This window comes from Puniceispirillum sp. (SeqCode) (assembly GCF_965657105.1).
GTDB lineage: Bacteria > Pseudomonadota > Alphaproteobacteria > Puniceispirillales > Puniceispirillaceae > Puniceispirillum.
Genome location: NZ_CBFHNB010000029.1, coordinates 1 through 24,590, shown reverse-complemented (window position 1 = coordinate 24,590; position 24,590 = coordinate 1). Strand labels below are relative to the sequence as shown.

Genomic DNA, 24,590 nt, shown 5'->3' with positions numbered 1-24,590 from the left:
GCCGATGGTGCCGCTTCACTTCGTGATGGTTCGGTTGACATGGCATGTATCTTTGGTGGCGCATCGGCAGCAGCAGCTGGCGAAGTTGGTAAGCCGATCATGTCATCACAGGAAAAAATGGATGCAGGCATCGGTTCATTTGACGTTGTGTCAGTGACCGAGTCATTCGCAAAAGAAAACCCTGATCTTCTGCGCACTTTCCTTGAAGTTACCGATGAAGCCAACGCCGCATGGATGGCTTCAGACGCACAGCTCAGAAAAGTTGCCGCTGATGCTGGTATGGACCTTAAAACAACGAAGGATCAGATGGCTGGCTTCGTGTTCCCATCTGTTGATGAGCAGTTGAGTGATTATTTCGGTACAGACGGTATCGCTGCCGCTGCTGCTGAATCACTTGGCCTGGTCTTCAAAAAGCCTGGGGCTTGGAATGTTGATCAGAAAGTCGCCAAAGTTATCACTGGTGAATTTCTTAACTAATCAACCTTAGTTGACATAAAATTGAACAAGGCTCGCCTGTCGAGCCTTGTTTGCTACTTATCCTATATATCATTTGGAATAGTGAACAAATGGCTGACCTGCATTGTAAAGACCTCTGTATGACATTTCGGGATCCGATGTCAGGTTCCAAAATTGAGGCGCTTAAAGACATTGAATTTGACCTGAAGCATGGTGAAATTTTGACTGTTCTGGGACCATCTGGATGCGGCAAAACCACGTTGCTGAATATGGTTGCTGGCTTTCTCACACCAACTAGCGGTAAATTGGATCTTGGTGGCGTGCCGATTGAGGCACCTGGTGCCGAACGCGGTATGGTCTTTCAGCAAGGCGCATTGTTTGAATGGCTGACAGTCTCCAAGAATGTCGATTTTGGTCTGCGGATGAAAAAGACCGACCCTGAAGAAAGCGCCGCCCTTGTTGAAAAATGGCTCGATATTGTTGGCTTACAGGGATTTGGCGATACACCGACATATCAGTTATCCGGCGGTATGCAGCAGCGCGTTGCGTTGGCGCGCTGTCTTGTAAATGACCCCGATCTTATTTTGATGGACGAACCGCTTGGTGCGCTTGACGCGTTGACACGCGAAAAAATGCAGTCACTGATTCTCGAATTATGGAAGAAAACAGGTAAAACCATCATCGTCATCACCCACTCGGTTGAAGAAGCCCTCTTATTAGGCGAGCGTCTATTTGTGATGGCGCCACGACCTGGTCGTATCCACCGCGAATATAACCTTCCTTTTGCTGAAATGGGTCTCAAACGGTCGCTACGCGAGATCAAGCAGGAAAAAGAATTCAGCAAGATACGCGAAGAAATTCTGACTATGATCTGGGATATGGAAGAGGAGATTATGGGCGGTGTTTGAGTGGCTTTCAGATAACCGGGCGATAATAGCCCTTTTCATGATACTTGCATTAATTGTCAGTTTCATATGGTCGATCTTTGTCGGCTTGAAAGAAACAAAACTGCGCGCCAAAGATGAAGTCTTTGGTGATCCTGAACGCACAAAAGGCGGCTGGTATTGGGCAATATGCGGCGTATCGGCATTATTGCTTTTATGGTTCCATTATTCATGGGGCACTGCCCGCGCCGTATTTCCCAACGCCGCCAATGAATTGTGCCAGATTGCTAAAATTGATGAATCCATGGCGTCGATCAGTGCCGCGCTTCCGATTGGTTCGCGTTATCTGAAATCAACAACATTGGTTGTGCGGAATGGCCAGCAAGTTGACAAGCTAGCCGCAAACATGCCAGCCGGTATTTTCAGCGCGCGCGAAGAAGCCGAACTGGATATTGTTCTTGGCGATATGGGCGCCCTAATGGCAACGCTTTCCAACCCCGAATATATCGACCCAAAAGCTATTACCAAACTGGCTGACGTCGAACGCGCATTGGGTGATCTTGCTTACATTCTGCGTGAAGGGCCGAATGGCGCAACACCAAGTGCGGCCGCGCTAGCCCAGCCGAAATGGGGTACTTCGGAAGTTGAAATCCCGATGTTGCCTATGACGCCTCGTGGTGTTCTGTTTGATAAAATCAGTGCCCAAGTCATTCCCATCACGGATCAGTTCCTCAGCATCCGTAACATATCGCCTGAGGCAAAACAGCTGATCGCCAGCACCAAGGCCACGATTGCAAAACTGCAAAAACCGGATCCGTCAATCACCCTTGACGAAGCTGGCGAAAAAACCCGCAAAGCCTATATCAAGTCAGTTGATCGCATCTTTAAGCGCCTTGATGACGGTGTTATTTTTCCATCGGCATCAATGCAAGGCATGCATGAAGCCGTTGCCGATATTTATGACGCTGTAGGCGATGCAAAGGGTGGCCTCGGCCTTATTGAATCGATATTTTTCCCGGGACAGGGCATTGTTAAATCGCGCACGCAATGTACCGAGCAGGGGCCAGGGCGCTGGTTACCCAAACCTACTGATATCATTGCAACATTTTCGCAACTGGCAAACCCCAATCTGGAAACCGGTGGTGGTTTCAAGGGCACCACTTTACTGTGGTGGAAATGGCTTTCCATTGCCGATGTCGTCGCCTTCTTGATTCCGGATGGGCTTGTTGATGTTCTGCCAGGAAGCTATGGCACGCATGGCACCGCTGGCGAATTTAAACCCAACTACAAAGACAAATTACTGGCTGTGGCACAGGGCGATGTCTATATAGGTTCGATCCCGATGCTGGACGGCCATATATGGGATTCTTTATTCCGCGTAATTGTTGCCTTGACCTTGGGCATCCTTCTTGGTGTGCCATTGGGCATATATATGGGTGTGTCACGGTTTTTCAAATCCTTCTTTGATCCCTTGATCGAGCTTTATCGTCCGGTGCCGCCTTTGGCATGGGCACCTTTGATTCTGACCATTTTCGGTATTCAGGATGATGGCAAAATCTTTCTGCTCTTCATGGTCGCATTTGCGATCATGGTGATTTCGGCGCGCACAGGTGCATCTGGAACACAATTATCAAAAATTCGGGCATCGCATTCGCTTGGCGCAACAAACCAGCAGATTATGCGTCATGTCATTCTGCCAAATGCCATGCCTGAAATTCTGACCGGTATTCGAATTGCTGTTGGTGTTTGCTGGGGCACGTTGGTTGCGGCCGAAATGCTGGCAGGCACAACCGGACTTGGCTTTATCGAAAATGTGGCGCGGACAGTTGCTGATTATGAACTGATCTGGGTGACGATCATTTTGCTAGGCATGCTTGGTCTGTTATTTGATATGATTATGCGCTGGGTTATCAGCAAGACCATCCCGTGGCGCGGCAAGGGCTAATTCGACGCCTGATTATTTTGGGACGCTCAATACGGGTTGATTGGCATTCTGTCTTGTCATGTGCCATGTCATCTGGCATGTCATCTGGCATGTCATCTGCGCTGTCTATAATGGTCACTCTGCTATATGTGATACCGTCACCTGCCGGCCCCTGCGACGCTTAATATAATGTCCGGGGTAGAATCAAATTGATGTCCTTTCATAGCTAGTTTATTTTGATGTTTCAGTTCATAGTATAAAGATCATTAACATGTCCAAAGTCAGCTTTAACAAACCCTTCACCCAGCAAGAAGCCATTCCAGAAGACGGCATCGCACGTGCGGTCGAAATCATGCGCTCTGGTCGTCTACATCGCTATAATCTGGTTGCTGGCGAAGATAATGAAGCAAGCTTGCTGGAACAGGAATATGCCACATGGCAGGAAGTCGATTACTGCATCGCTGTGACCTCAGGCGGCTATGCTATTCAACTGGCCATGCGCGTATGCGGCGTCAAGCCAGGCGACAAGGTTTTGGCTAATGCCTATACGTTGGCGCCGGTGCCTGGCGCAATTCATAATGTTGGCGGTGTCCCAATTCTGGTTGATATTGACGATAATTATCACATTGATCTGGATGATCTTGACGCCAAGGCGGCCAGTAGCGGCGCAAAATACCTTTTATTGTCGCATATGCGTGGTCATATCGCCGACATGGATCGTGTGACTGAAATATGCGCGTCACATGGCATAACATTAATCGAAGATTGCGCACACACGATGGCAGCTAAGTGGCGTGGTGTCCGGTCAGGTAATTTTGGCAAGGTTGCCGCCTTTTCAACGCAGACTTATAAACATATGAATTCGGGTGAAGGTGGATTCCTGACAACTAACGATCCTGAAATTGCCGCGCGCGCCATTGTGTCATCAGGCTCCTACATGCTTTATGGGCGTCATGGCGCGGTTCCTGCCGAAGAGGTTTTTGAAAAGGTGAAGCTAATTTCACCTAACTATTCCGGGCGTATGGATCATATACGCGCGGCATTATTGCGTGCACAGCTTCCACATATTGAAGAAAAAGCGGCACAATGGAATGCACGCTACGATCTGTTGCATCGGCGCTTTAGCCAGATGAAAGGTGCATATATCCCCGAACGTAAGCAGGTTGAAGCCTATGTCGGGTCATCGATTCAATTTCGTGCTGACGGGTTAACACGCGAGCAGATTCCAGAATTTATCGCCGCCTGTAACGCACGGGGCGCTGAACTCAAATGGTTTGGTGATGATGAACCAAAAGCCTTTACCAGCCGCTATGATAGCTGGAAATATATTGATGATATTCCGCATCTGCCCAACACGCAAAAAGTGCTGGCCAACACGCTTGATATGCGTATCCCTCTGACATTTGATGAAGATGATTGCACCCTCATTGCCGATATTATTGAGGATGAACTGTCTCACTACCTATAGTTCATTAGCTGCAAAACTGTTATTTTGCTTGCCTTTCATGCCACTTAGCGTGCACTCTTCGTCTTAATATTTTATTTCGAACGGTGAAGTAAAATTTATATGTGAATGTATTTCAGGAGAGAAAAATGCTTAAAAAATTTGCTTTGGGGATGGCTGCGGCCAGCGTAGCACTTGTACCAATGGCAGTATCAGCAGACGGGCATAAATGCACCAATGATACATGGAACAAGGTTATGGAACGTGGCAAGATCGTTGTTGGCGTTAAAGCTGACTATAAGCCATGGGGCTATCGTAACGCAGATGGCAGTCTTGTTGGCATGGAAATCGATATGGCCAAAGACGTAGCTGCCAAAATGGGCGTTGAGCTTGAAATGGTGCCCGTTCAGTCATCGAACCGTATGCAGTTCCTTGAGCAGGGCAAGACAGACTTGTTCATCGCAACCATGTCTGACCGTCAAGACCGCCGCGAAATTGTCGGTATCGTAGGCCCTAACTATTATACATCAGGCACCAACGTTATGGCACCAAAAGCACTTGGTTTGACCAGCTGGGAAGATCTCCGTGGAAAGCCTGTCTGCGGTAAGCAGGGCGCATTCTACAACCAGATCGTTGAAGAGCGTTATGGGGCCCAGGTAATCGCCTTTACCGGTAACGCCGAAGCCAAGCAGGCCCTTCGTGACAAGAAATGTATCGCATGGGTATATGATGACAGCTCAATCGGTTCTGACCTGAGTTCAGGCCAATATGATGACTTCGAAATGCCATTGCAGTCTGAAGACGACAACCCATGGGCATTAGCTGTTCCATTGGGTGAGCGCAATTGTGTATTTGGTCGCTTCATGTCAGGCATGCAGTTCCAGTGGCACCAGGATGGTACATTGATCGAGCTGGAAAAGAAGTGGGGCATCAAGCCAACACAGTTCTTGGTTGATTATAACAACCGCATGAAAGACTGGCTGGCTGACTAAATTCACTTGCTAACATTTCAATCAATCCCGCCGCTTGTATCAGTGGCGGGATTTTAAGGTTTTTTATGGAATATTTAGCTGATTTTTTTCGTCATATTGCTGAGGAATATCCAAGGTGGAATTTCATCTGGATGTATCAGCCTGTTCAACAGGGGAAAATTCTTTCCGGCATATGGATGACAATTCAACTGTCGGTGGCCTGTCTTTTGCTTTCGATGGTTATCGGTATTCTCGGTGCCTTTGCACAGGGAAGTCGTAACGCCTTGCTGCGAAATTTTGTCCAGGGCTATATTCAGTTTTTCCGCAACACGCCTCCCTATGTACAGTTGCTGTTTTTCTATTTTGCGCTTGGGCAATTCACCCCAACCTTTAGCCCCGATGGCTGGCTTGAAGTGCCTATCATTTCAAATGTTGGGTGGGCGATCATTTCACTTTCCTTTTTTGCTGGCGCTTTCAATGTAGAGATTTTTCGTGCGGGCATTGAGGCGGTTCCTGAAAGCACCAAGGAAGCGTCCGCATCGCTTGGATTCACGCGCGGCCAGACATTCCGCTATGTCGTGTTACCATTGGCAGCACGGGTATCCTTGCCAGCGCTTAACAATAATCTGGTCAATCTGGTGAAAACCACGACACAGGCTTTTGGCATTGCCGTGCCCGAATTGCTGTATCAATCAGTGGTAATATGGAATGACTACCCCTCGGCACTTTACCCGACAATGCTATTGGTATTTGTCGTTTACATCCTGCTTGTCGGCATTCTGGTGTCGGGCATGAATAAATGGGAAAAGAATATGAGGATTCCTGGCTATGGCGCGTAACATTCCCGGGATAACAGGCCGTTCACGCACCGACCTTGCCGTATTGAAACCTTTTCAGCTACCTGGCAAACCCAGTCATGAAATGAATATGACTGTCTGGCTTGCCAATTTGCCACCATGGACAGGGTTAGTGCTAATGCTGCCCTTGCTTTTATGGCCCTTTACCAGCCACGCAGCAGGGTCTTTCACAATCATGACGGCCTTTGGTATTCTGACAAAATGGATGCCATTCCTGTTGAAATCAGGGTTTCTATTCAACATTGTCATTTCGCTGTTTTCGATGCTATTTGGCACCATCTTTGGCATTATTCTAGGGCTGGCGCAAATATCAAAGATAGCGCCTATTCGCCGGTTATCATGGTTTGTCACCCAGCTATTCCGTAATTCCCCATGGCTGGTGATACTGTTTATCGTATTGCTAGCATTGCCTTTTGAAATCGTCATCTTTGGCTATATTATTTATGTGCCTGACTGGATGAAAGCCGTCTTTGGCCTGTCTTTGCCGGTTATGGCCAATATTTCCGAAATTGTGCGCGGTGCCGTTCAATCGGTGCCAACCGCACAATGGGAAGCATCCGAAAGTCTGGCATTCAGTCGTCAGCAAACATTATGGCGGATCATTCTGCCACAATGTTTCAAGCGGATGATTCCCCCCTGGATGAACTGGTATGCTATTTTGACAATGGCGACACCGCTATGCTCGCTTTTGGGCGTTGAAGAAATTATCACCCTGTCACGCCAGGCGATGGAGTCTGAAAATAACCATCCAGAATTACTGGTGCCGTTTTACAGCTTCGCACTTGGCCTGTTTTTCATTTATTGCTATCCGATTGCCCGTTTTACGATGCGTCTCGAACGCAAATATGCAGTCAAACTATAGGAGACTCATATGTCTGTCTGGACCAAGAAAGACCCTATCGTTTCTATTAAAGATGTACATAAATCCTTTGGTGATCTTGAAGTGTTGAAGGGCGTATCACTTGACGTCATGAAAGGTGAAGTAATCTGTATCATCGGGCCGTCAGGTTCGGGGAAATCAACATTAATCCGTTGTGTGAATGCGCTTAACGATATTCAGGGGGGCTCCATCAAAGTTGAGGGGATCGAAGTGTCAGACCCCAACTTGGACAAGCTGGCTTTGCGTAAAAAGGTTGGCATGGTCTTTCAGCAATATAATCTGTTTCCGCATAAAACCGCCCTTGAAAACATTATGATGGCACCGCTTCTGGTGCTCAAACAATCGCCTGAAGACGTTGAAGCGCATGCGCGCTCGTTAATTCGCAAAGTACGGCTTGAGGGTAAGGAAAACAGTTATCCAGGCGAGCTTTCGGGTGGACAACAACAGCGGGTCGCCATCGCGCGGTCACTGGCCATGAGCCCGCATGTGATGTTGTTTGACGAAGTGACGGCGGCGCTAGACCCCGAAACCGTAAAAGAGGTTCTGGTCACCATCAAAGATCTGGCCGCAGAGGGCATGACATGTATTCTGGTGACGCATGAAATGGGGTTTGCCCGTGAAATTGCCGATCATATCTATTTCACCGATAATGGGGTGATTGTCGAACATGGACCGCCGAAGACCTTCTTTGCAAAGGCCAAAGACCCGCGGACGAAAGAGTTTCTTGATCAGATTTTATAATTTTACCTGATATAGTAAAATTCCTTATTTTGTCGTTTTTAAAGCAGTTATTGATCATTTCTCATACTATATATTATATAATTAACATGTTGTTTATCCTGTATAAAATATTCTTTTCTAATACTATTAGAATTCTGAAAATTAGGTAATGGCTTGCAAATTGTATTATCCAGGATCAGGGTAAATGCATAGGTTAGGATAGAAGGAGGCTTGCAATGGCAAGTATGTTAACCCCGTTGGAAAATGAAGATTCCTATTCGCTGGCGACAAAAGCACGGATTGAGGACATCCTTGATAAATTCATCGAAGATCTTGAAGAGCTTGGAAATGATGACGCTGTTGAAAGAGTATTGAACGCTGAAAAAATTGTTGTAGATAAAAAAAACCGGCGGGTGAGTGATTTTGTTGAGGTTATTTATGATGAATTAACCAAGGGCATATCTGTGCGCGTCGTTATCAAACGCGACGACCTTATTGACCCTATTACCGCTATCATCAAAGAAAGTGGTTTCAACCGGATAGCCCGTATCGGCCGAACCAATATTATGGACGTCAAGCTGCCCAAGCCAACATTTGAACAGCTTGAAGCATTGAGCGAAAAAGTAGACCAGCTGCGGACAACTGCAATTACCAAAGCAACCGCGATTAAGGCTGACTCTCTGCAACGTATCAAAGCCGGCATGGACAAAGAATATCTTGAAGCTCCTGAAGCCAAGAAAGCCACTGAACAGATTGAGCTTGTGCTACGCGAGGTCGCAATGCATATTCGTGTTATCGCGCGTATCAAGCAAAAGAAAATGCTGAAAACGCAATTTGTCTGGGAAGACAAAGAACAACAGATGCTGATCGAACCACTGATGAAAAAACCAATTTATCGCGGCATCGTCAAATAGAGCTTATGTTGCCATGTTGTATTGACGCGAGGGTGTAATGGGTTTTGGAATAACGCGCCAAAAACGAATATTTGGTTTTATGTTCATTCTTGGAGTGGGGCTTTTCGTTGCCCTGGTTCAGCCTGTATTTGCTAAATCAAAAAACATGCCTTGTGCGGTGCGGGTCATGTTTCAGGATGATGAGGTTGGCGTTGCCACTTTATATGTCCTATCGACTCAAATCAAAAACACCGCGCCGCGTGCAATTTCGGGCGTTTCCCTTTTACTATTCGATGAATCTGGCAACAGCATGGGTAATTCCAACGCGCACTGTGGAGAGGATGCACGCGGACTTGGTGGTGGTGATACCGGCCAATGCGCAAAGGTCCTGCAAACCATATCTGGCAAAATGATGAAAAAGCTTGGCCATGAGACATGGGTCAATACGGTCAATGACCAACTTGCCCAGCTAAAGGATATTACCCGTTGCGAGATGGTTGGCGTGAACTATACCGATTAAGTCACGCTTTCACCGCTTTGCATTGCATGGTAACGTGCCACCAGACAATTGCGGGCTCTTAAATGCGTTTTTCCAATTTTACATCCCATTATAACCCAGCCACCTTTGGTACTTTGCTGGCCGTTCTGGGTGTACTTATTTTGACACCTGACACGCTGGTCATGCGGCTATCTGGGCTTGAAAAATGGCCCTTGATGGGATGGCGTGGCATTTTGATGGGCACCACCCTTTTCTGTATCTGGCGGTTATTTCCAAGCCAGAATAGATGGCGGGAACTGCGCAGCCTTGGCTCATGGCAAGGGATACTGGTAATCATCGCTTTTGGGTTAAATTCGATTACCTTCACACTTGGAATTGCCGAAACCTCGGTCATTGTTGTTTTGACCGCGGTGGCGCTGATGCCCTTGATCGCCGCGATGCTGTCCTTTTTCATGTTAGGTGAAAAGCAAGGCTGGCTTGGTTGGCTAACAATTATGCTGGCCATGCTTGGTGTCATTATTGTTGTGATGGATGGCGGCAATGCGCTTGGCCAACCTCAGGGTTCGGTATGGCTTGGCGCTATTTTTGGTCTTGCCACGGCCTTTGGACTGGCTTTGACATTTACCACAACGCGAAAATATCCGGCCTTGAGCATTTTACCCGCTTGCGCGCTTGGATCCTTGCTCAGCGGTATTGTCGGCTTTGCGCTTAGTGCTGATGGTACGATCTTTACCGCGCCGGTCTGGACAATTGTGACGATGGGCATGATTATTCTGCCTTTATCATTTACCTGTCTTGGCATCGCCCCGCGCTATGCAAGCTCGGCCATTGTCAGCCTTGTGATGCTACTGGAAATGGTAATTGGGCCATTCTGGGTCTGGATTGGCATTGGTGAACGTCCTACAACGACGATGATCGCAGGCAGTCTTTTTGTACTTTGTGTTCTGATTTTTCATGTGGTGCGCACCAGCCGCATAGCACCACCTACACAATTATAAGGCACCATCTGTGACCGCGCCACTCACACCAACACCTCGCTTTGGCTATGGTAAACCGGATGCCCACTGTGATTTTTGTAGTCGCACTCGAAATCCACATCCCGATTTTGACGAACCAATTCCTACCGCCTTATTGACAACCGCATCCGGGCGCGCCGTAGAATTATGCCTATCCTGTTATGAACATGAACGCGATGCGGCGATACTTTCAACCGCAACCCTTGCCCAAAGGCTTGATCAAAAAATATCCACCAAGGATAGTCTTGGCCCCAGCCTGAAACCAAATAAACATAAATCCGTTTAGCGGCTTAGCGTATTATAATATCCGGGGGGTCAAAAGCTGTCACCGGTGGCGGTGTATCGTTATATTTCTGCACCTCGACAAGACACGATAAGGCTGCCGGACCTTGCGTCATATTGGACGTGCCTAGATCATGGGTTAGAACATTGGGGTTGCCATGCTTACATAACAGCTTGCCATCCACCGTTATCATCGGGTCAAGCCACGCCCCTGTTGCCATCTGCACCACATCGTGACGCACATCATCGCTGATCACCAGTACAGCCAGGCACATACCCCGGTCATTATACACCTGTACCAGATCACCATCATGCAAACCGCGCCTAGCAGCATTATCGGGATGCATAGTCACCGGTTCACGCTGATTGATTTTGCCTGCACGGCTATGACTTCCATGATCCAGTTGCGAATGTAATTTGGTATGGGGCTGATTGGAAATCAGATGCAGTGGAAAAGCATCACCCGCATTGCCAAGCCATTCTCCAGGTTCGCGCCAGACCGGATGCGGCGCGATATTCATATCCTTGTCAAAACCCGCAATGGTTTGCGAAACAATTTCGATTTTGCCACTAGCTGTATTCAGCGGATTGGCGGCCGGATCATCGATAAAATCGCCAATCATGATATGGGGCTTTTCTGGCCCCTCAATCTTTACCCAGCCAGTCTGTTTTAGACTATCAAGCGTGGGCAATGTCACGCCTTTTTCGGCAGCCATGTCACGCGATGTTTCATACATCCACTCTTGCCAGGCGATCATATCTCGCCCTTCGGTAAAGGATTCCTCGATACCCATATGCTTGGCAATATTGGCAAAAATATCATAATCATTTCGGGCGTCACCAACAGGTGGCATCACCTGTTCCATCATGACGATAAAAGGATCACGCGGATTGAGCATAATGTCAGGACGCTCCAGATGCGTCGTACAGGGCAATATGATATCGGCATGTTTGGCCAGCGTGTTCCAGCACCATTCATGCACAATCACCGTTTCCGGCTTCTGCCACGCTTCAATCAGCCGTTGCAGATCCTGATGATGGTGGAACGGGTTACCACCTGCCCAATAGACCAGTCGAATATCCGGATAGGTGTAACGACCGCCATTATAAACAAAGTCCGTTTTCGGCTTCAAAAGCATCTCTGATATACGCGCGACAGGAATAAAATCATCAACCGCATTCTTACCTTGGGGCAATGCAGCAAAATTCAGCATCTGCCGGTGCATACCAACCGAATTTGTTGCCCCGTAACCAAAACCAATGCCGCCGCCAGGCAAACCGATCTGACCAAGCATCGCCGCTAGGGCGATCGCCGCCCAATAAGGCTGCTCGCCATGATCTTGGCGTGTCAGCGACCAACTTACCGATAGCATTGTGCGTGATGCCGCCATTCGCCGCGCCAGCGACCGGATTGTATCAGCCGGAATATCTGACAATGGCGCCGCCCATTCAGCAGATTTGGGCACCCCGTCGCTTTGCCCTGTCACATAATCAGCAAACACATCGAATCCATTTGTGTAACGTGCCAGAAATGCGGAATCATGCAGATCTTCGGTGAGAAGACAATGCGCCAATGCCAAAATAATAGCCGTATCGCTACCAGGTCGGGCAGCCAGCCATTCGGCATCAACCCGCGCAAGCATGTCCGAACGTATCGGTGAAATTGAAATAAATTCAGCCCCTCTTTGCCGCGCCTTTTCCATAAGGCCGACCTGGCTGTGATCACCTGTACCGCCACTGGCAATCTGGCAATTACGTGCGGGAAAACCACCAAAACTGATAAATAGTTCGGTTGATGCGGCGACTGATTCCAGACTGGTCTGGCCATACATTATGCTACCAAAGCTACCCAGCACATGCGGCAGAATCACCTCGGCTGCGGCATAGCTATATGTATTGACAGACCGGGTATAGCCACCAATGCAATTCAGAAAACGGTGCAACTGGCTTTGCGCATGATGAAACCGTCCCGCGCTAGCCCAGCCATAGGAACCACCAAAAATGGCCTTATTGCCAAAATCATTCCTTACCCGGGCAAGTTCATTGGCAACCAGCGCCTCTGCCTCGTCCCATGTGACTTGAACAAATGGATCTTGACCTCGTTTGTCGGTTGCCGCACCTGGCCCATGCTCCAACCAGCTTTTGCGTATCATTGGCATTTTGATACGCGAGGGCGCATCCAGCACATCAACTATGCCGGATCCAATAGGTGACGGGTCACTATCTGCATCGAAGGGATGAAGCGCCGTAACCTTACCTGCCGCCGCCTCAACCCGGTAGGTACCCCAATGCGTACTGGTTAAAGGCAGATTGTCATATTGTGAAGATGCTGTAATTTTTTCGTCCATATGCATATGTAATCAAAGCGACTATGATAAAGCAAGCTAGATCATATCACGTCACTTAAAACAGCTAACACGGCACGGTAATTTGCGGTAATTCTAGCATGATCAATATGCTGACCATTCTGCACCATATGCCGTCCCGCTGACCACACATCAGATATCAGACGATCATCGCCAGCAAAAGCAAAGCTATCAATAAGACAGTCACCATCTCGGCCAACCAGGTGAATGGCATCGCCATCAAGCGCCATCAGATCAGCCCAATATCCGGTAGCGATAATGCCAGTTTTACGGCCAGCGGCCAGCGCACCACCTATGTTGATCGCATCAATAATAAAACGGCCACATGATCGATCGTGATCAGCCAAAGCCGCACGTGACTGGTCCCGAAGCCGTTGCGAATATTCAAGTGTTCGCATTTCTTCAGCAAGTGAAATGCGGATATTTGAGTCCGACCCAATGGCGATGTGACCACCCGCCGCGATCCAGTTCACCCCGTCAAAAATACCGTCACCTAGGCTGGATTCGGTAATCGGGCATAGACCAGCAACCGCCCCTGAACGAGCCAGCTTTTCGGCTTCATCAGCACGCATCTGTGTGCAATGGATCAGGCAACAGGTTTCATCAATATCAGTATTATCCAATAGCCATTCGACAGGTCGTGCGCCCAGCGCCGCTTTAACCTCGTCAATTTCGGCGCGCTGTTCGGCCACATGCATATGAAACGGTCTGAATAGTGCCATAGTCCGAACAGTCGCAATGCTATCGGGGGCAACCGCACGCAGACTATGCGCGGCAATTCCGAATTCTGCATCGGGGCTAAGCTTGGCCACGCTAGTCTGCACCAAATCAATCAGGCGTGCAAAGTCATCTAAATTATTGTGAAACCGATTTTGACCACGTATCAAAGGCCGCAAATCACAACCACCATATTGATATAATACTGGTAAAAGCGTCAGGCCAATTCCAGATTGTGATGCAGCTGCCATGACACGATCGGACATTTCTGCCGGATTGTCATAAGCGGTGCCATCAGGGCTATGATGCACATAATGAAACTCGACATTTGTGGCATAGCCAGCTTCCATCATTTCCATCTGTACAAAGGCGGTAATCGCCTCGATATGATCGGGAGTAAGCTGATCGAGAAAGCGGAACATAAGATCACGCCAGCTCCAGAAACTATCCTGCGTCTTGCCACTGCGTCGCTCGGTCAAGCCAGCCATCGCCCGCTGAAAGGCATGACTATGTGCATTGACGGGTGCTGGCAACAAGCATGACACATGGATCGGGCTGGCCGTTTTTACATCTGGTATCTTGTCCCCTTTGGGATGCCCTATAGTCACATCGCTAATGCGTCCCGCGTTATCAATATGGACATGCACATCTTTATGCCACCTATCAGCTAGCAACGCCTTTTCAGCATAAATCACTGTCATTTTTGATCCCCATCAAAGGCAAGAGATATATATATATATATGCACAAATTAAACACACACGACCATCAGATATTTGGGGTCAAAATATTACGACGATTTGCATGGTGCACCACATGGCGCGCAGGCATTGCCCGGATCACTAGGTGCCCCGATATCTTGTAATACCGGACTCATCATGTGATCTGCAATGGCCAGTGCAAAAACGACGCAGCTGGCCAGCTGGCCTTACCAAAAGCACCAGATTCACCGCAAGCTTGCCAGCTAGGGGCAGGTGCCCACCTATCTCGATTAGGTCAAGCGCGCCATCCGGCAAAATCACCATCAAGGATCGACAGATGCTCATGCCCAAATACCTTGAAAGTCCAATAGGCACGAGCCGAACTACCAAAATCGGTTGATGAAACCCCAGCTGGCACAATCACAACATGCGTTGATGCCGACACCCCTAGCCGACGTGCTAGGCTTTCAAATTCTTTTGCTTCAGGCAGCAGCCCAACAACGCCATCGCGGCTACCCGCCAACCATCTGTCAAATAATTAGAATGAATGGCCCCGGGAATATACCCTTCAAGAAAGGTTTCATAATTGCCATTGTCGATCTTGTTGCGCAGATCAATAACGATGATATTTTCATCATCAAGTTGTTCCGACAGCCATGCGGCTGATACTAACGGCGTAGCAAAAGCGGTGAGCGGCGCCATGATAAAGGCGCCTATAATAAACATGCCTAGAATAATCATTTTTGCCACAAATTTTTGAGCTGTAATTTGCATAGACCTATCTCCATCAATAGCCATATGGCGCATGTGGCTCATACATGCACTGACAGGCCGCAACCCACCATGCTAAATTGCTTTTACGCTTTAGATAGAAATTATTTGCGAAAACTTAAAATATAAACCGTATCAATAGATGTAATTTTTATAATATTTGCATTACATGGTATTTTTTCTGTTTCCTTAGCGATTTTGACAATCTCAAAAATGCAAGTCCCGCACCCTGTCCGCCACAGACCGACGATGCCTGCAGGTCACGCCAAGGCCAAGCTTCGCCAACAGCTCTTTGATCTCGCTCTGGCTTGGCACGTCATCAAGATATAGAACAATCGTATCAATTATAAATTAATGTAATAGCTGTTATTTTATATATCACATCCTGTTAGGGTAACTTATTAAACAATTTATAATAAGCATACCCTTACTCACCTACTCACCTACTCACCTACTCACCTAAATAAGACAATAATGAAAATCGATAATGCACCAAACACTGTTTTGATTTCGGGTGGCACTCAAGGACTAAGTCTGGCACGGCATCTGCTTGCCAAGCAGGCAGCTGGCAGTATGGATACGCCCGCCGAAGCAGAAATCCAGAAACGCTTTCACGGCGCGGATGATGACTGGGTTGAAAAAGCCGAAGCTGGCATGCCGATGGGCCAATTAGCCAAACCGGCACAGCTCGTCCCTCTGATTGCCTATTTGCTCAGCCCTTCTTCGGGAATCATTACCGGCGCTACCATTGATTACGATCAACAAATCATCGGCGCCGTATCCGAATGATGTCTTAATTCGGCATAACCCAATGATCAGGAGCTGCCCCTATCGTCTTTATATAGGGCAAATCTGACGCCGATTCCCTTAGCTACCAGTGCCGAAAAAGGACATAATTTCTATGTTATTTCAGAATGTTAGAAATATTTTCTAATAAATGCTGTCAAAGCAGAAACACATCGACGACGTTCATATAAGCACAAATACTTATGGACAGTTGCTATACATTGATAGACAGTATTAACAATTCGTCCATAATCCGAATGTAAATATACTTCATAAAAATCTGGGAGGATTGAAATGAAAAAAGAACTATTAACACTTACGCTAGGCGCCATGCTTACCGTCGGTGCAGCAGGAACCGCCGCGGCAAAGGTAGAAGGGGATACTATCATCCTTGGCTCATCTATTTCGCTTACCGGTAAATACGCTACTAACGGACTGCATACCCAGCGCGGTTACGACTATGCTGTTGATGTAATTAACGCCGCTGGCGGCGTGAAAGTTGGCGGTAAAAGCTATAAGCTTGATGTGAAATATTACGATGACGAATCTACACCAGCGCGTGGCGCGCAGCTTGCCGAGCGTCTCATCCAGCAGGATGGCGTCGAATATATGCTTGGGCCATACAGCTCTGGCATGGTGAAGGCGATTGCCCCTGTTTCAGAAAAATTTGGCGTGCCAATGGTTGAAGCAGAAGGCGCATCTCGTTCACTCTTCACGCAGGGCTACAAGTATCTCTTTGCGGTGCTATCAACTTCTGAGCAGTATCTGGCTACCGCCATCGATATGGCCGCGGCGAGCACCAGTGATCCAAAAAGCATCCGTGTTGCTATGGCGTTTGAAGGCGATCCATTCTCAATGGATGTGCGTGCCGGTGTTGTTGACAAGATCAATGAATATGGCATGAAAACCATTATTGATGATCAGCTGCCAGCCGACTTGTCAGATATGTCCACAACACTGACCAAGGTTAAAGCGCTTAAGCCAGACATTCTGATTGTTTCAGGTCACTCAAAAGGTGCCGCAACGGCAGCACGTCAGATTGACGAAATGAAAGTCAACGTGCCGATGATTGCGATGACGCATTGTGAAGCTGCAAAGGTTCAAGAGAAGTTCCCGAACGCGTCAACTGGTTTCCTATGCCCTACACAGTGGGTTGAAACTCTGTCTAAGTCTGATCCGATCTTCGGTTCGGCTGCTGAGTGGAACGCAGGCTTTAAAAAGGCTTATCCATCATACTCATCTGTACCATACCAGTCTGCTCAGGCATCTGCCGCAGTATATGTCTGGAAAGAGGCCTTTGAAGCGGCTAACAGCTTTGACAAAGATATCGTCAGAGACGCTATTGCCGCCGTTGAAATGGAAACATTTTATGGTGACATCAAGTTCTCCGAAAACGGAAACAATATCGCCAAGCCAATGTTCATGCGCCAGATTGGTGCAGACAGCAGCTACTCACTTGTAGAAACGTTTGATGACATGGCATTCCCACGGAACGTTAAATACTAAAATAAGAAAGGGAAGACAGCTTTGTTGCCTTCCCTTTTCTGCAGTCACTCATCCCGGAGCAATCTATGCTAGATAATCTGCAATTACTGTTTGTTTGGGCGCCAGTGATCAACATCCAAATCATCCTTGAGGGTATCTTTGTTGGCGCCGTGTTCGCCCTTAGTGCTTATGGTTTGGCGTTGGTATGGGGCGTCATGAATATCAAAAATCTGGCACAGGGTGACTTTGTCATTATGGGCGGATATATGGCGCTTGCCTTGACTGGTGCCGACGTTCATTTGGCGCTGACTATGGCAATCGTTATTGTGTCTATGTTCATATATGGCTGGCTTGTCTATGTCGTTATGATCCGGCGCATCATTGATCAGGACATGTTTGTATCTTTGCTGGCGACCTTTGGTTTGTCGCTGCTCATGCAACAGGTCATGAACCTTATTTTTGGTCCGGAAGTTCAAACCATCGATATGGAGCTTCCTGTCTATGAAGCCTTTGACGGTATGGTGACAATTCCATCATCCAAAATTATATCACTGGCTATGGCCGCTGTGATCGCCATCGTTGTTATTCTATTCATGAAAAAATCACGCACCGGTCAGGCCATTCGCGCCACCGCACAAGACGCACGGGCGGCACGGGTTCTGGGCATCGATACAGACCGTGTATATGCTTTCACATTTGCCTTTAATGCGGCACTTTGTGGGGCGGCAGGTGTTCTAGTGTCGATTATCTGGGTTATCCAGCCCTTCTACGGTATTACCTATTCGGTGCGCACCTTTGCCATTGTTACAGCCGCTGGGCTTGGTAATTTACCAGGTGTTATTACCGCCGGTTTTGGCATTGGCCTTTTCGAAAAATATACCGGAATGATTTTGGGCACCGCTTATGAAGTGGCCGCCCCAGTAAGCATTCTGCTTATCGTCCTTATCTGGCGTCAAATCTCAATGCGAAGAAATAGACAGGTAGTCAAATGATCAAATCTAATAACCTGATAACCTATGGAGCACTTGGGGCTTTGGGGATTTTTGGCCCCATTCTGTTCCCAGATTACACGCTGTCCATTGCCTATTTATGGATGATGGTGCTGATGGCGTCTACCTGGGACACGCTTGGTGGCCAGATGGGCTATAACTCGCTTGGCAATATCACCTTCTTTGGCGTGGGCATGTATGTATCGGCGATTGTCCAGATATCCATGTTCTATGAAGGCGGTATGGGCGAATACACATCGGCGATGGGATCGATCAAACCTGAATTTACCGATAATGAATATTTTCTCGGCCTGTATGTTGGGATTATATGTGCTGGCTTGGTGGCTTTAGTGCTATCAGTTATCCTTAGTTCATTCATGTTTGGCTTACGCGGCCCCTATTTTGCCATTGGCTCGCTTGGTGTGGCTATTGCCGCAGCGGAAGTGACGATAACCATCGATTATGTTGGTGGTGCCTCGGGTATTTCAATGCCTTTATTTCCGGGTGATATCGAATTCAGATCAACCTTCTTCTATATATTATGTTTTGTGTTTGCCGTGGTGGCGCACTTCCTGTTGCGCTGGCTTTATTCGACTCAGTTCGGTCTGGCGATTAATGCGATTCGCGATGATGAAGATAAAGCTGAAGCTATGGGCATCCCAACCCTTATATATAAGCAAATTGGCTGGGGTATAGCTGCTTTCTTTATGGGTTGTATTGGCGCTGTTGCCGGTAATATGGCAGGCTTTATTGATAAAGAGGTCGCCTATCCTATCCCGACATTTGGTATTTTCATGGTCGCAATGGTTTTGCTTGGTGGCAAAGGCACATTATGGGGCCCTGTATTGGGTGCCATCCTGTTCCATGTTGTCAAGGAAACCACATGGACCTACCTTTTGAACCTGCAATGGATTGCGCTTGGGTTAATATTGATCATCAATATCGTGTATTTCCAGCAAGGCATAATGGGCTGGTTGCAGGATAAGTTCCCAGAACGATTTGGCATCGTGGTTGATCCGTCAAGCACACAGTCTGACGCCCAGAGTGAAGGAGACGCCAGATGAGCGATCCGATTATTGAGGTAAAAAATGTCTCTAAATCCTACGGCGGCGTAAAGGCTAATGTGGACATCACCATGAAGGTTGAGCGCGGGTCTATTACTGGTATTATCGGACCAAATGGATGCGGCAAGACAACTTTGTTTAATTCGATTGTGGGCTACCATCCCATCGATAATGGCTCGATCTCGTTTGATGGCGATGAAATTTCAAAATTGCGCGTTGGTGATATTGCCCGACTTGGCATGTTACGTACATTCCAGCAAACCCGGATTTACAGTAAAATGGATTGTGTAGATAATATGCAGATTTCGGTCTCGCATCGTCCAGACTCCAAGGTTTCATTGTTTGCCAGCCGCAAGGGTGAAATCCGCGACCGTGCCGAACATCTTCTGGAATTTGTTGGTCTTTATTCAAAACGCAATCTGATTTCGGGTGATTTGTCATTCGGCCAGCAAAAACTGTTGGAACTGGCAATGGCCTTGATGAATGAGCCAAAAGCGCTATTGCTTGATGAACCAACGGCCGGTATCAACCCTACACTGATCAACGGTTTGATCGATAGGTTGCGCCGCGCCAACGAAGAACTGGGCATTACCTTATGCGTGATTGAACATAATATGCGGGTCATCATGAATCTGGCTTCGCATATCTATTGCCTGTCGAACGGGCAGATGTTAGCCGAAGGCAAGCCAGCAGAATTGCAAAGTGATCAACGCGTGATTGATGCATATTTGGGAGGTCACTAATGGCCCAGCGTACTGAAAAGAAAACTGCCGCAAACAAAGCGGGTGCCAAAAAGGCGACTGTCAAAAAGACAGCTACAAAGTCTGCCACAAAGAAAGCCGCACCTAAAAAATCTGCTGTGAAAAAGAGTGCCAAGCCAGCCACCGTAAAGGCTGACAAAGATATTAGCGGCTATGGTACTGGTGGCGTCGATGTGGTGATGACAATTGACCAGATTGCCAAGGAAGCCGCCACAATATCGGCATCAGCCCCAAAGACTGATGAACTTGAAAAGCTTGCAAGTAACGACACATTCCTCAGCATCAACAATCTACGTGCTGGTTATGGCAAAATGGAAATTCTGCATGACTTCAGTCTCCGTATTGGACAAGGTCAGTCGCTATGCCTGATTGGGCCGAACGGGGCTGGTAAATCAACAGTCCTGCATTCTATTTTTGGATTCACTAATATTTTTTCTGGTTCCATCACTGTCGGTGATAAGGACGTCACACGCCTTACACCGTCGCAAAAACTATCTGATGCTGGCATTGCCTATATTTTGCAGGATAAGTCAGTCTTTCCGCAAATGACGGTCGAAGAAAATCTGCTCATGGGTGGGTTTTTGAAAGATAAGCCTGTCGAAGCCAAGGCTGCAGCCGAGATGGTGTTCGATAAATATAGCCGTCTTGCCGAACGTCGTCATAAGCCTGCAGGTGTTCTGTCTGGTGGTGAACGCCGGCTCCTGGAAATATCCAGAGCATTGGTCATGCAGCCGAAAGTGTTACTAGTTGATGAACCATCTATCGGCCTAGAGCCGCGCTTTATCGATATGGTCTTTGAAATTCTTGAAGATTTGCAACGTAAAGATGGCAAAACCATCATTATGGTTGAGCAGAACGCCAAGAAAGGCCTCGCCTTTGCTGATATTGGCTATGTGCTTGTGTCTGGTGAGACAGCGATCGCCGATGAAGGGAATAAATTGCTTGATAATCCAGACGTAGGCCGACTATTCCTTGGTGGCTAATACCCCCGCCTGCCAACAACCGCACGCATCCATCTAATATCTCGGCATTGCCCACGACCTATCGTCTAGGTCCAAGCTAGGCCGAGATATCTTTCATAACGGTCAGAAATTTCGCCACTTCGTGAACGCTATTGTAATGGCACGTGGATACGCGCACACAGCCATCAAGGCCAAGTGGATCCAGAATATTGCCTGAATAGTGATCAGCTTTTCGCAGATGCGTCCGAATCCCCTGTTCGTTAAGGCTGGTAACCACATCTGCCGAGGCCACACCATCAACATAGACAGATACCAGCCCTTCGCGCGCGGCATTCTCGACGCCACCGATAATATGCACCTTGTCCATATCGGCCAGCCCAGGCAGATTGCCAGTACCATGAATCATGGCGTCGGTCAGCGTTTTCTCATGCGCGTGAATGGCCTTGCCTGCGGCGACAAATTTGCCCCGCCGGTCTGTTTCACCGGAAACTTGTCCGCCTAACCATTCCAGATAGTCCGCCACCTCTGACAGTGCGGCATAGGCACCCGTATCACGCGTTCCCATTTCCCAGTTACCCTCTGGTCCCCCTGACAGGGAATCATGAGGCAATGCAGTCAACCTGTCCGAAATCCAGGCCAAGCCATAGCCATGCCGTGAAAACATCTTATAGGGCGATATTACATAGCCATCAACATCATAGGCATCGATATCGATCATGCCATGCGCAGCATGTTGAATGCCGTCAACAATAATAAAACAATCCGGCGCTACAGCGCGAATCACGGCTGAAATGGCACTAACATCCATACCCATGCCGGTCACTGGTGATGTATGCAATATGGTCGCCACACGCGTATCAGCGGTGACATGACGCGCATAATCCGCGGCGGTCACCAGACCTTTTGCATCGTCATGCGGGATCATAACATGGGTTTTATTGCTGATCTTCGACCAGCGGCCACAGGCACTGCGCGTCGCCGGATGTTCAACTGTTGATCCCAACACGATACCGTCAGAGGCAACGCCCAGACAGGCATTCATAATCAAGCGGAATAAAAGTTCGGTGCCACTTTCACCAACAAAAAACTGTCCAGTTGACGCATTCATCATCGCCCGCATATCGGCTTTGGCTTTGTTAATAACGCGTACTAATTCGTGCGAACCGGGATTATCACGCCCCTGATTATCCGGGATAGCGGCATATCTTTGGGCGCTTTCGACAACCGCATTCAACGTCAACGCGCCGCCAGCATTCTCAAAAAACACACGGCTACCTTGCACCGGACAATGATCGACCTGGGCAAATTTATCACGGATATCATTTAACATGTCGCTGGTAATTGTGGGCATCGGGTGCGCTTTCTAAATAATGTGGTGTCTAAATTATGTTGTGACTAATTTATATCGTGGCAATAAATCATATGGCTAGCATATAGATTTGTTATTCTATTAGATATCTGAACATTATCATAAAACGTTATGGTGGGCACTTTGTAAAGCCAGTTCAGCACCAGTTTTAGACCAGCCCGTTAAAGACCAATCGCGCACCCATAATCATAAAGGCAATCAGCACAGCTTTACGAAACGTATCTTGCGAAACATGCGCACGAAGCGTTTCGCCAATGCGGAATCCGATAAGCGCAGCCCCAAGCCCCAGTAATGATTTTATCACCGCAACTATGGTCAGCACCCCTGACATGAACAGCCCCACTGCGAGCGGAAAACTGCCAACAAGAAACAGAAATCCGGTCGCAGCGATAAAGCTTTCCTTGGGGGCTTTGCGCGCCATTAAATACATGACCACTGGCGGTGACCAGATTGAACTCAACCCACCTAATATGCCCGCCATGACACCCGCACCCAGCTGCCAGCCAGCACCTGTTCCGATGCTGAACGACAATCCAAACAGCCATTGTGACGCAAAAGTAATCATCGCCACACCAATGACACTGGTCAGAATTTCTGTCGGAAAGACGGTTATATGCCAGGCTGTTACAAAGATGCTGATAATGATCGCAAGCGCAAAGACCTTGTAACGTCGTGCCGTTTCAAGCCGATCTTCTGACCGCGAAAACTGATAGAGATTTGTCACAATGATCGGCAATGAAAGCAACGCGATTGCTTCAGTTGGCTCAAATATAAGCGTCAGCAGCGCCATGGCCGCCGCTGGCAAACCAAGCCCCAGAAACCCTTTTATGAGCCCCGCAAACAGGAAAATGGCTATGATCGCCCCAATGATTAAAGGATCAAGCGACGGCAATAAAGATGCCATAATAAAATCAGTCATAATTATGTTCACGAGTCCTGATCAGTGATCATCCATGTGCGATTGTCAGACAACCTTTGTCACTAATCTTCCCAGTCCCTCAATATCGCCTGTTAGAACATCACCCTTGGCAACAGGGCCAACACCAGCAGGGGTGCCTGACATAATCAGATCACCTGCGGCAATATCGTAAAATCGTGACAGATAAGAAATCATTTCCGGCACTTTCCAGATCATCTGATTCAGATCACCATCCTGTCGTATTTCACCATTTATGCTAAGCGAAATGCGACCACTATCCAGATGTCCTGTCTTGGCGGCTGGCACTAACGCGGTCATCGGGGCAGATCGCTCAAAAGCCTTGCCAATCTCCCATGGGCGGCCTGTCTTTTTGGCGTCCCCTTGAAGATCACGGCGCGTCATATCAAGCGCGACTGCATAGCCATATACATGCTGCATCGCATCATCTTCGCTGATATTCGCACCACCGCTTTTCAACGCCACCACCAGTTCAATTTCATGATGCACATCACTTGTTTGCGGCGGATAGGGGAACGTCCCGCTGATATCAATATTCTGTGCATTTTTCTGGAAAAAGAACGGGGCTTCCCGGTTTGGATCATGTCCCATTTCAATCGCATGATCGGCATAGTTACGTCCGATACAATAGATCCGGCGCACTGGAAATGCGGCATCCATTCCCGCTATAGGCAAGCTCACCTGTGCTGCTGGCGTGAATATATAATCCATTATATGGCTATCCTTTTCTGCTTCGTTCAAAGCTCATAAATTGTGCTGTTACGCGTTTACCTGAGGTTTCATATCCATGAAATGGTGTTCACACTATATATCAACTACGATGAAAGCCGCGCTAAAATTCGTATATATTTGTAATTC

The 24,590-nt window shown here is 47.9% G+C and carries 25 protein-coding genes and 1 pseudogene; 18 read left to right on the top strand and 8 right to left on the bottom strand.

Features of this window, described 5'->3' with window-relative positions:
- The 12 genes and pseudogenes from ACTF7Q_RS05685 to ACTF7Q_RS05630 all read left to right on the top strand — a co-directional run.
- A pseudogene (locus ACTF7Q_RS05685) lies at nucleotides 1-477 on the top strand (ABC transporter substrate-binding protein); the annotation flags it as partial.
- 137 nt (nucleotides 478-614) lie between these two features.
- Nucleotides 615-1,364 carry an ABC transporter ATP-binding protein gene (locus ACTF7Q_RS05680; protein WP_438996889.1) on the top strand — a complete coding sequence of 250 codons (750 nt, stop codon included), beginning with the start codon at nucleotides 615-617 and terminating at the stop codon, nucleotides 1,362-1,364.
- Nucleotides 1,365-1,401: 37 nt separating this feature from the next.
- On the top strand, nucleotides 1,402-3,285 hold the full coding sequence (locus tag ACTF7Q_RS05675) for an ABC transporter permease subunit (RefSeq protein ID WP_438996886.1): 1,884 nt from the start codon (nucleotides 1,402-1,404) through the stop codon (nucleotides 3,283-3,285).
- A gap of 250 nt (nucleotides 3,286-3,535) precedes the next feature.
- Entirely contained in the window at nucleotides 3,536-4,732 is a 1,197-nt protein-coding gene (locus ACTF7Q_RS05670; RefSeq protein WP_438996885.1) for a DegT/DnrJ/EryC1/StrS family aminotransferase, read from the top strand.
- Between the two features lie 125 nt (nucleotides 4,733-4,857).
- Complete coding sequence (locus tag ACTF7Q_RS05665) at nucleotides 4,858-5,700, top strand: transporter substrate-binding domain-containing protein (protein WP_438996884.1); 843 nt, start codon at nucleotides 4,858-4,860, stop codon at nucleotides 5,698-5,700.
- 65 nt (nucleotides 5,701-5,765) lie between these two features.
- Complete coding sequence (locus tag ACTF7Q_RS05660) at nucleotides 5,766-6,518, top strand: amino acid ABC transporter permease (RefSeq protein WP_438996883.1); 753 nt, start codon at nucleotides 5,766-5,768, stop codon at nucleotides 6,516-6,518.
- On the top strand, nucleotides 6,508-7,398 hold the full coding sequence (locus ACTF7Q_RS05655; protein ID WP_438996882.1) for an amino acid ABC transporter permease: 891 nt from the start codon (nucleotides 6,508-6,510) through the stop codon (nucleotides 7,396-7,398). Before ACTF7Q_RS05660 ends, ACTF7Q_RS05655 begins: the two co-directional genes overlap by 11 nt.
- Nucleotides 7,399-7,407: 9 nt before the next feature.
- Complete coding sequence (locus ACTF7Q_RS05650) at nucleotides 7,408-8,157, top strand: amino acid ABC transporter ATP-binding protein (RefSeq protein ID WP_438996881.1); 750 nt, start codon at nucleotides 7,408-7,410, stop codon at nucleotides 8,155-8,157.
- 215 nt (nucleotides 8,158-8,372) lie between these two features.
- Complete coding sequence (locus ACTF7Q_RS05645; RefSeq protein WP_438996880.1) at nucleotides 8,373-9,050, top strand: hypothetical protein; 678 nt, start codon at nucleotides 8,373-8,375, stop codon at nucleotides 9,048-9,050.
- A gap of 166 nt (nucleotides 9,051-9,216) precedes the next feature.
- Complete coding sequence (locus ACTF7Q_RS05640) at nucleotides 9,217-9,549, top strand: hypothetical protein (RefSeq protein ID WP_438996879.1); 333 nt, start codon at nucleotides 9,217-9,219, stop codon at nucleotides 9,547-9,549.
- Between the two features lie 62 nt (nucleotides 9,550-9,611).
- The gene (locus ACTF7Q_RS05635; protein WP_438996878.1) at nucleotides 9,612-10,526 is read left to right on the top strand and encodes a DMT family transporter; all 915 of its coding nucleotides are present in this window, start codon (nucleotides 9,612-9,614) and stop codon (nucleotides 10,524-10,526) included.
- A gap of 10 nt (nucleotides 10,527-10,536) precedes the next feature.
- Nucleotides 10,537-10,830 carry a hypothetical protein gene (locus ACTF7Q_RS05630; RefSeq protein ID WP_438996877.1) on the top strand — a complete coding sequence of 98 codons (294 nt, stop codon included), beginning with the start codon at nucleotides 10,537-10,539 and terminating at the stop codon, nucleotides 10,828-10,830.
- A gap of 4 nt (nucleotides 10,831-10,834) precedes the next feature.
- On the opposite strand, the gene ACTF7Q_RS05625 is transcribed toward ACTF7Q_RS05630, so the two are convergent.
- The 5 genes from ACTF7Q_RS05625 to ACTF7Q_RS05605 all read right to left on the bottom strand — a co-directional run bounded on the left by ACTF7Q_RS05625 (nucleotide 10,835) and on the right by ACTF7Q_RS05605 (nucleotide 15,406).
- Nucleotides 10,835-13,174, bottom strand: coding sequence for a molybdopterin-dependent oxidoreductase (locus ACTF7Q_RS05625; protein ID WP_438996876.1), 2,340 nt, complete (start codon nucleotides 13,172-13,174; stop codon nucleotides 10,835-10,837).
- 41 nt (nucleotides 13,175-13,215) lie between these two features.
- On the bottom strand, nucleotides 13,216-14,610 hold the full coding sequence (locus tag ACTF7Q_RS05620; RefSeq protein WP_438996875.1) for a formimidoylglutamate deiminase: 1,395 nt from the start codon (nucleotides 14,608-14,610) through the stop codon (nucleotides 13,216-13,218).
- A gap of 139 nt (nucleotides 14,611-14,749) precedes the next feature.
- A complete protein-coding gene (locus tag ACTF7Q_RS05615) occupies nucleotides 14,750-14,953 on the bottom strand; it encodes a hypothetical protein (protein WP_438996874.1) in 204 nt (67 codons plus the stop codon).
- Nucleotides 14,904-15,053 carry a hypothetical protein gene (locus ACTF7Q_RS05610; RefSeq protein ID WP_438996873.1) on the bottom strand — a complete coding sequence of 50 codons (150 nt, stop codon included), beginning with the start codon at nucleotides 15,051-15,053 and terminating at the stop codon, nucleotides 14,904-14,906. The genes ACTF7Q_RS05615 and ACTF7Q_RS05610 overlap by 50 nt, the downstream gene beginning before the upstream one ends.
- Nucleotides 15,054-15,067: 14 nt before the next feature.
- Entirely contained in the window at nucleotides 15,068-15,406 is a 339-nt protein-coding gene (locus ACTF7Q_RS05605) for a rhodanese-like domain-containing protein (protein ID WP_438996872.1), read from the bottom strand.
- Nucleotides 15,407-15,853: 447 nt separating this feature from the next.
- Here ACTF7Q_RS05605 and ACTF7Q_RS05600 point away from each other — a divergent pair, with 447 nt between their 5' ends.
- From ACTF7Q_RS05600 to ACTF7Q_RS05575, 6 genes are all read left to right on the top strand, one after another.
- Nucleotides 15,854-16,168: an SDR family oxidoreductase gene (locus tag ACTF7Q_RS05600; RefSeq protein ID WP_438996871.1), complete on the top strand. Its 315-nt coding sequence runs from the start codon at nucleotides 15,854-15,856 to the stop codon at nucleotides 16,166-16,168.
- 291 nt (nucleotides 16,169-16,459) lie between these two features.
- A complete protein-coding gene (locus ACTF7Q_RS05595; RefSeq protein ID WP_438996870.1) occupies nucleotides 16,460-17,671 on the top strand; it encodes an amino acid ABC transporter substrate-binding protein in 1,212 nt (403 codons plus the stop codon).
- Between the two features lie 65 nt (nucleotides 17,672-17,736).
- Entirely contained in the window at nucleotides 17,737-18,642 is a 906-nt protein-coding gene (locus ACTF7Q_RS05590; protein WP_438996869.1) for a branched-chain amino acid ABC transporter permease, read from the top strand.
- On the top strand, nucleotides 18,639-19,703 hold the full coding sequence (locus tag ACTF7Q_RS05585) for a branched-chain amino acid ABC transporter permease (RefSeq protein ID WP_438996868.1): 1,065 nt from the start codon (nucleotides 18,639-18,641) through the stop codon (nucleotides 19,701-19,703). Before ACTF7Q_RS05590 ends, ACTF7Q_RS05585 begins: the two co-directional genes overlap by 4 nt.
- Nucleotides 19,700-20,446, top strand: a complete 747-nt coding sequence (locus tag ACTF7Q_RS05580; protein WP_438996867.1) for an ABC transporter ATP-binding protein — start codon at nucleotides 19,700-19,702, stop codon at nucleotides 20,444-20,446. The genes ACTF7Q_RS05585 and ACTF7Q_RS05580 overlap by 4 nt, the downstream gene beginning before the upstream one ends.
- A 197-nt stretch (nucleotides 20,447-20,643) precedes the next feature.
- Nucleotides 20,644-21,447, top strand: coding sequence for an ABC transporter ATP-binding protein (locus tag ACTF7Q_RS05575; protein WP_438996888.1), 804 nt, complete (start codon nucleotides 20,644-20,646; stop codon nucleotides 21,445-21,447).
- Between the two features lie 76 nt (nucleotides 21,448-21,523).
- Here the strand turns inward: ACTF7Q_RS05575 and ACTF7Q_RS05570 are convergent, their stop codons facing one another.
- The 3 genes from ACTF7Q_RS05570 to ACTF7Q_RS05560 form a co-directional block, all read right to left on the bottom strand.
- Complete coding sequence (locus tag ACTF7Q_RS05570) at nucleotides 21,524-22,777, bottom strand: aminotransferase class V-fold PLP-dependent enzyme (protein ID WP_438996866.1); 1,254 nt, start codon at nucleotides 22,775-22,777, stop codon at nucleotides 21,524-21,526.
- 166 nt (nucleotides 22,778-22,943) lie between these two features.
- The gene (locus ACTF7Q_RS05565) at nucleotides 22,944-23,714 is read right to left on the bottom strand and encodes a sulfite exporter TauE/SafE family protein (RefSeq protein WP_438996865.1); all 771 of its coding nucleotides are present in this window, start codon (nucleotides 23,712-23,714) and stop codon (nucleotides 22,944-22,946) included.
- A 45-nt stretch (nucleotides 23,715-23,759) separates the two neighbouring features.
- A complete protein-coding gene (locus ACTF7Q_RS05560) occupies nucleotides 23,760-24,446 on the bottom strand; it encodes a fumarylacetoacetate hydrolase family protein (RefSeq protein ID WP_438996887.1) in 687 nt (228 codons plus the stop codon).
- Between the last annotated feature and the right edge of the window lie 144 nt (nucleotides 24,447-24,590).

Coding starts and splice junctions, on each gene's coding strand:
- ACTF7Q_RS05680 (WP_438996889.1), top strand. CDS start 615: ATGTCAGGTTCCAAAATTGAGGCGCTTAAAGACATTGAATTTGACCTG.
- ACTF7Q_RS05675 (WP_438996886.1), top strand. CDS start 1,402: ATGATACTTGCATTAATTGTCAGTTTCATATGGTCGATCTTTGTCGGC.
- ACTF7Q_RS05670 (WP_438996885.1), top strand. CDS start 3,536: ATGTCCAAAGTCAGCTTTAACAAACCCTTCACCCAGCAAGAAGCCATT.
- ACTF7Q_RS05665 (WP_438996884.1), top strand. CDS start 4,858: ATGCTTAAAAAATTTGCTTTGGGGATGGCTGCGGCCAGCGTAGCACTT.
- ACTF7Q_RS05660 (WP_438996883.1), top strand. CDS start 5,766: ATGGAATATTTAGCTGATTTTTTTCGTCATATTGCTGAGGAATATCCA.
- ACTF7Q_RS05655 (WP_438996882.1), top strand. CDS start 6,508: ATGGCGCGTAACATTCCCGGGATAACAGGCCGTTCACGCACCGACCTT.
- ACTF7Q_RS05650 (WP_438996881.1), top strand. CDS start 7,408: ATGTCTGTCTGGACCAAGAAAGACCCTATCGTTTCTATTAAAGATGTA.
- ACTF7Q_RS05645 (WP_438996880.1), top strand. CDS start 8,373: ATGGCAAGTATGTTAACCCCGTTGGAAAATGAAGATTCCTATTCGCTG.
- ACTF7Q_RS05640 (WP_438996879.1), top strand. CDS start 9,217: ATGTTTCAGGATGATGAGGTTGGCGTTGCCACTTTATATGTCCTATCG.
- ACTF7Q_RS05635 (WP_438996878.1), top strand. CDS start 9,612: ATGCGTTTTTCCAATTTTACATCCCATTATAACCCAGCCACCTTTGGT.
- ACTF7Q_RS05625 (WP_438996876.1), bottom strand. CDS start 13,174: ATGGACGAAAAAATTACAGCATCTTCACAATATGACAATCTGCCTTTA.
- ACTF7Q_RS05620 (WP_438996875.1), bottom strand. CDS start 14,610: ATGACAGTGATTTATGCTGAAAAGGCGTTGCTAGCTGATAGGTGGCAT.
- ACTF7Q_RS05615 (WP_438996874.1), bottom strand. CDS start 14,953: ATGAGCATCTGTCGATCCTTGATGGTGATTTTGCCGGATGGCGCGCTT.
- ACTF7Q_RS05605 (WP_438996872.1), bottom strand. CDS start 15,406: ATGGCTATTGATGGAGATAGGTCTATGCAAATTACAGCTCAAAAATTT.
- ACTF7Q_RS05600 (WP_438996871.1), top strand. CDS start 15,854: ATGAAAATCGATAATGCACCAAACACTGTTTTGATTTCGGGTGGCACT.
- ACTF7Q_RS05595 (WP_438996870.1), top strand. CDS start 16,460: ATGAAAAAAGAACTATTAACACTTACGCTAGGCGCCATGCTTACCGTC.
- ACTF7Q_RS05590 (WP_438996869.1), top strand. CDS start 17,737: ATGCTAGATAATCTGCAATTACTGTTTGTTTGGGCGCCAGTGATCAAC.
- ACTF7Q_RS05585 (WP_438996868.1), top strand. CDS start 18,639: ATGATCAAATCTAATAACCTGATAACCTATGGAGCACTTGGGGCTTTG.
- ACTF7Q_RS05580 (WP_438996867.1), top strand. CDS start 19,700: ATGAGCGATCCGATTATTGAGGTAAAAAATGTCTCTAAATCCTACGGC.
- ACTF7Q_RS05575 (WP_438996888.1), top strand. CDS start 20,644: ATGACAATTGACCAGATTGCCAAGGAAGCCGCCACAATATCGGCATCA.
- ACTF7Q_RS05570 (WP_438996866.1), bottom strand. CDS start 22,777: ATGCCCACAATTACCAGCGACATGTTAAATGATATCCGTGATAAATTT.
- ACTF7Q_RS05565 (WP_438996865.1), bottom strand. CDS start 23,714: ATGACTGATTTTATTATGGCATCTTTATTGCCGTCGCTTGATCCTTTA.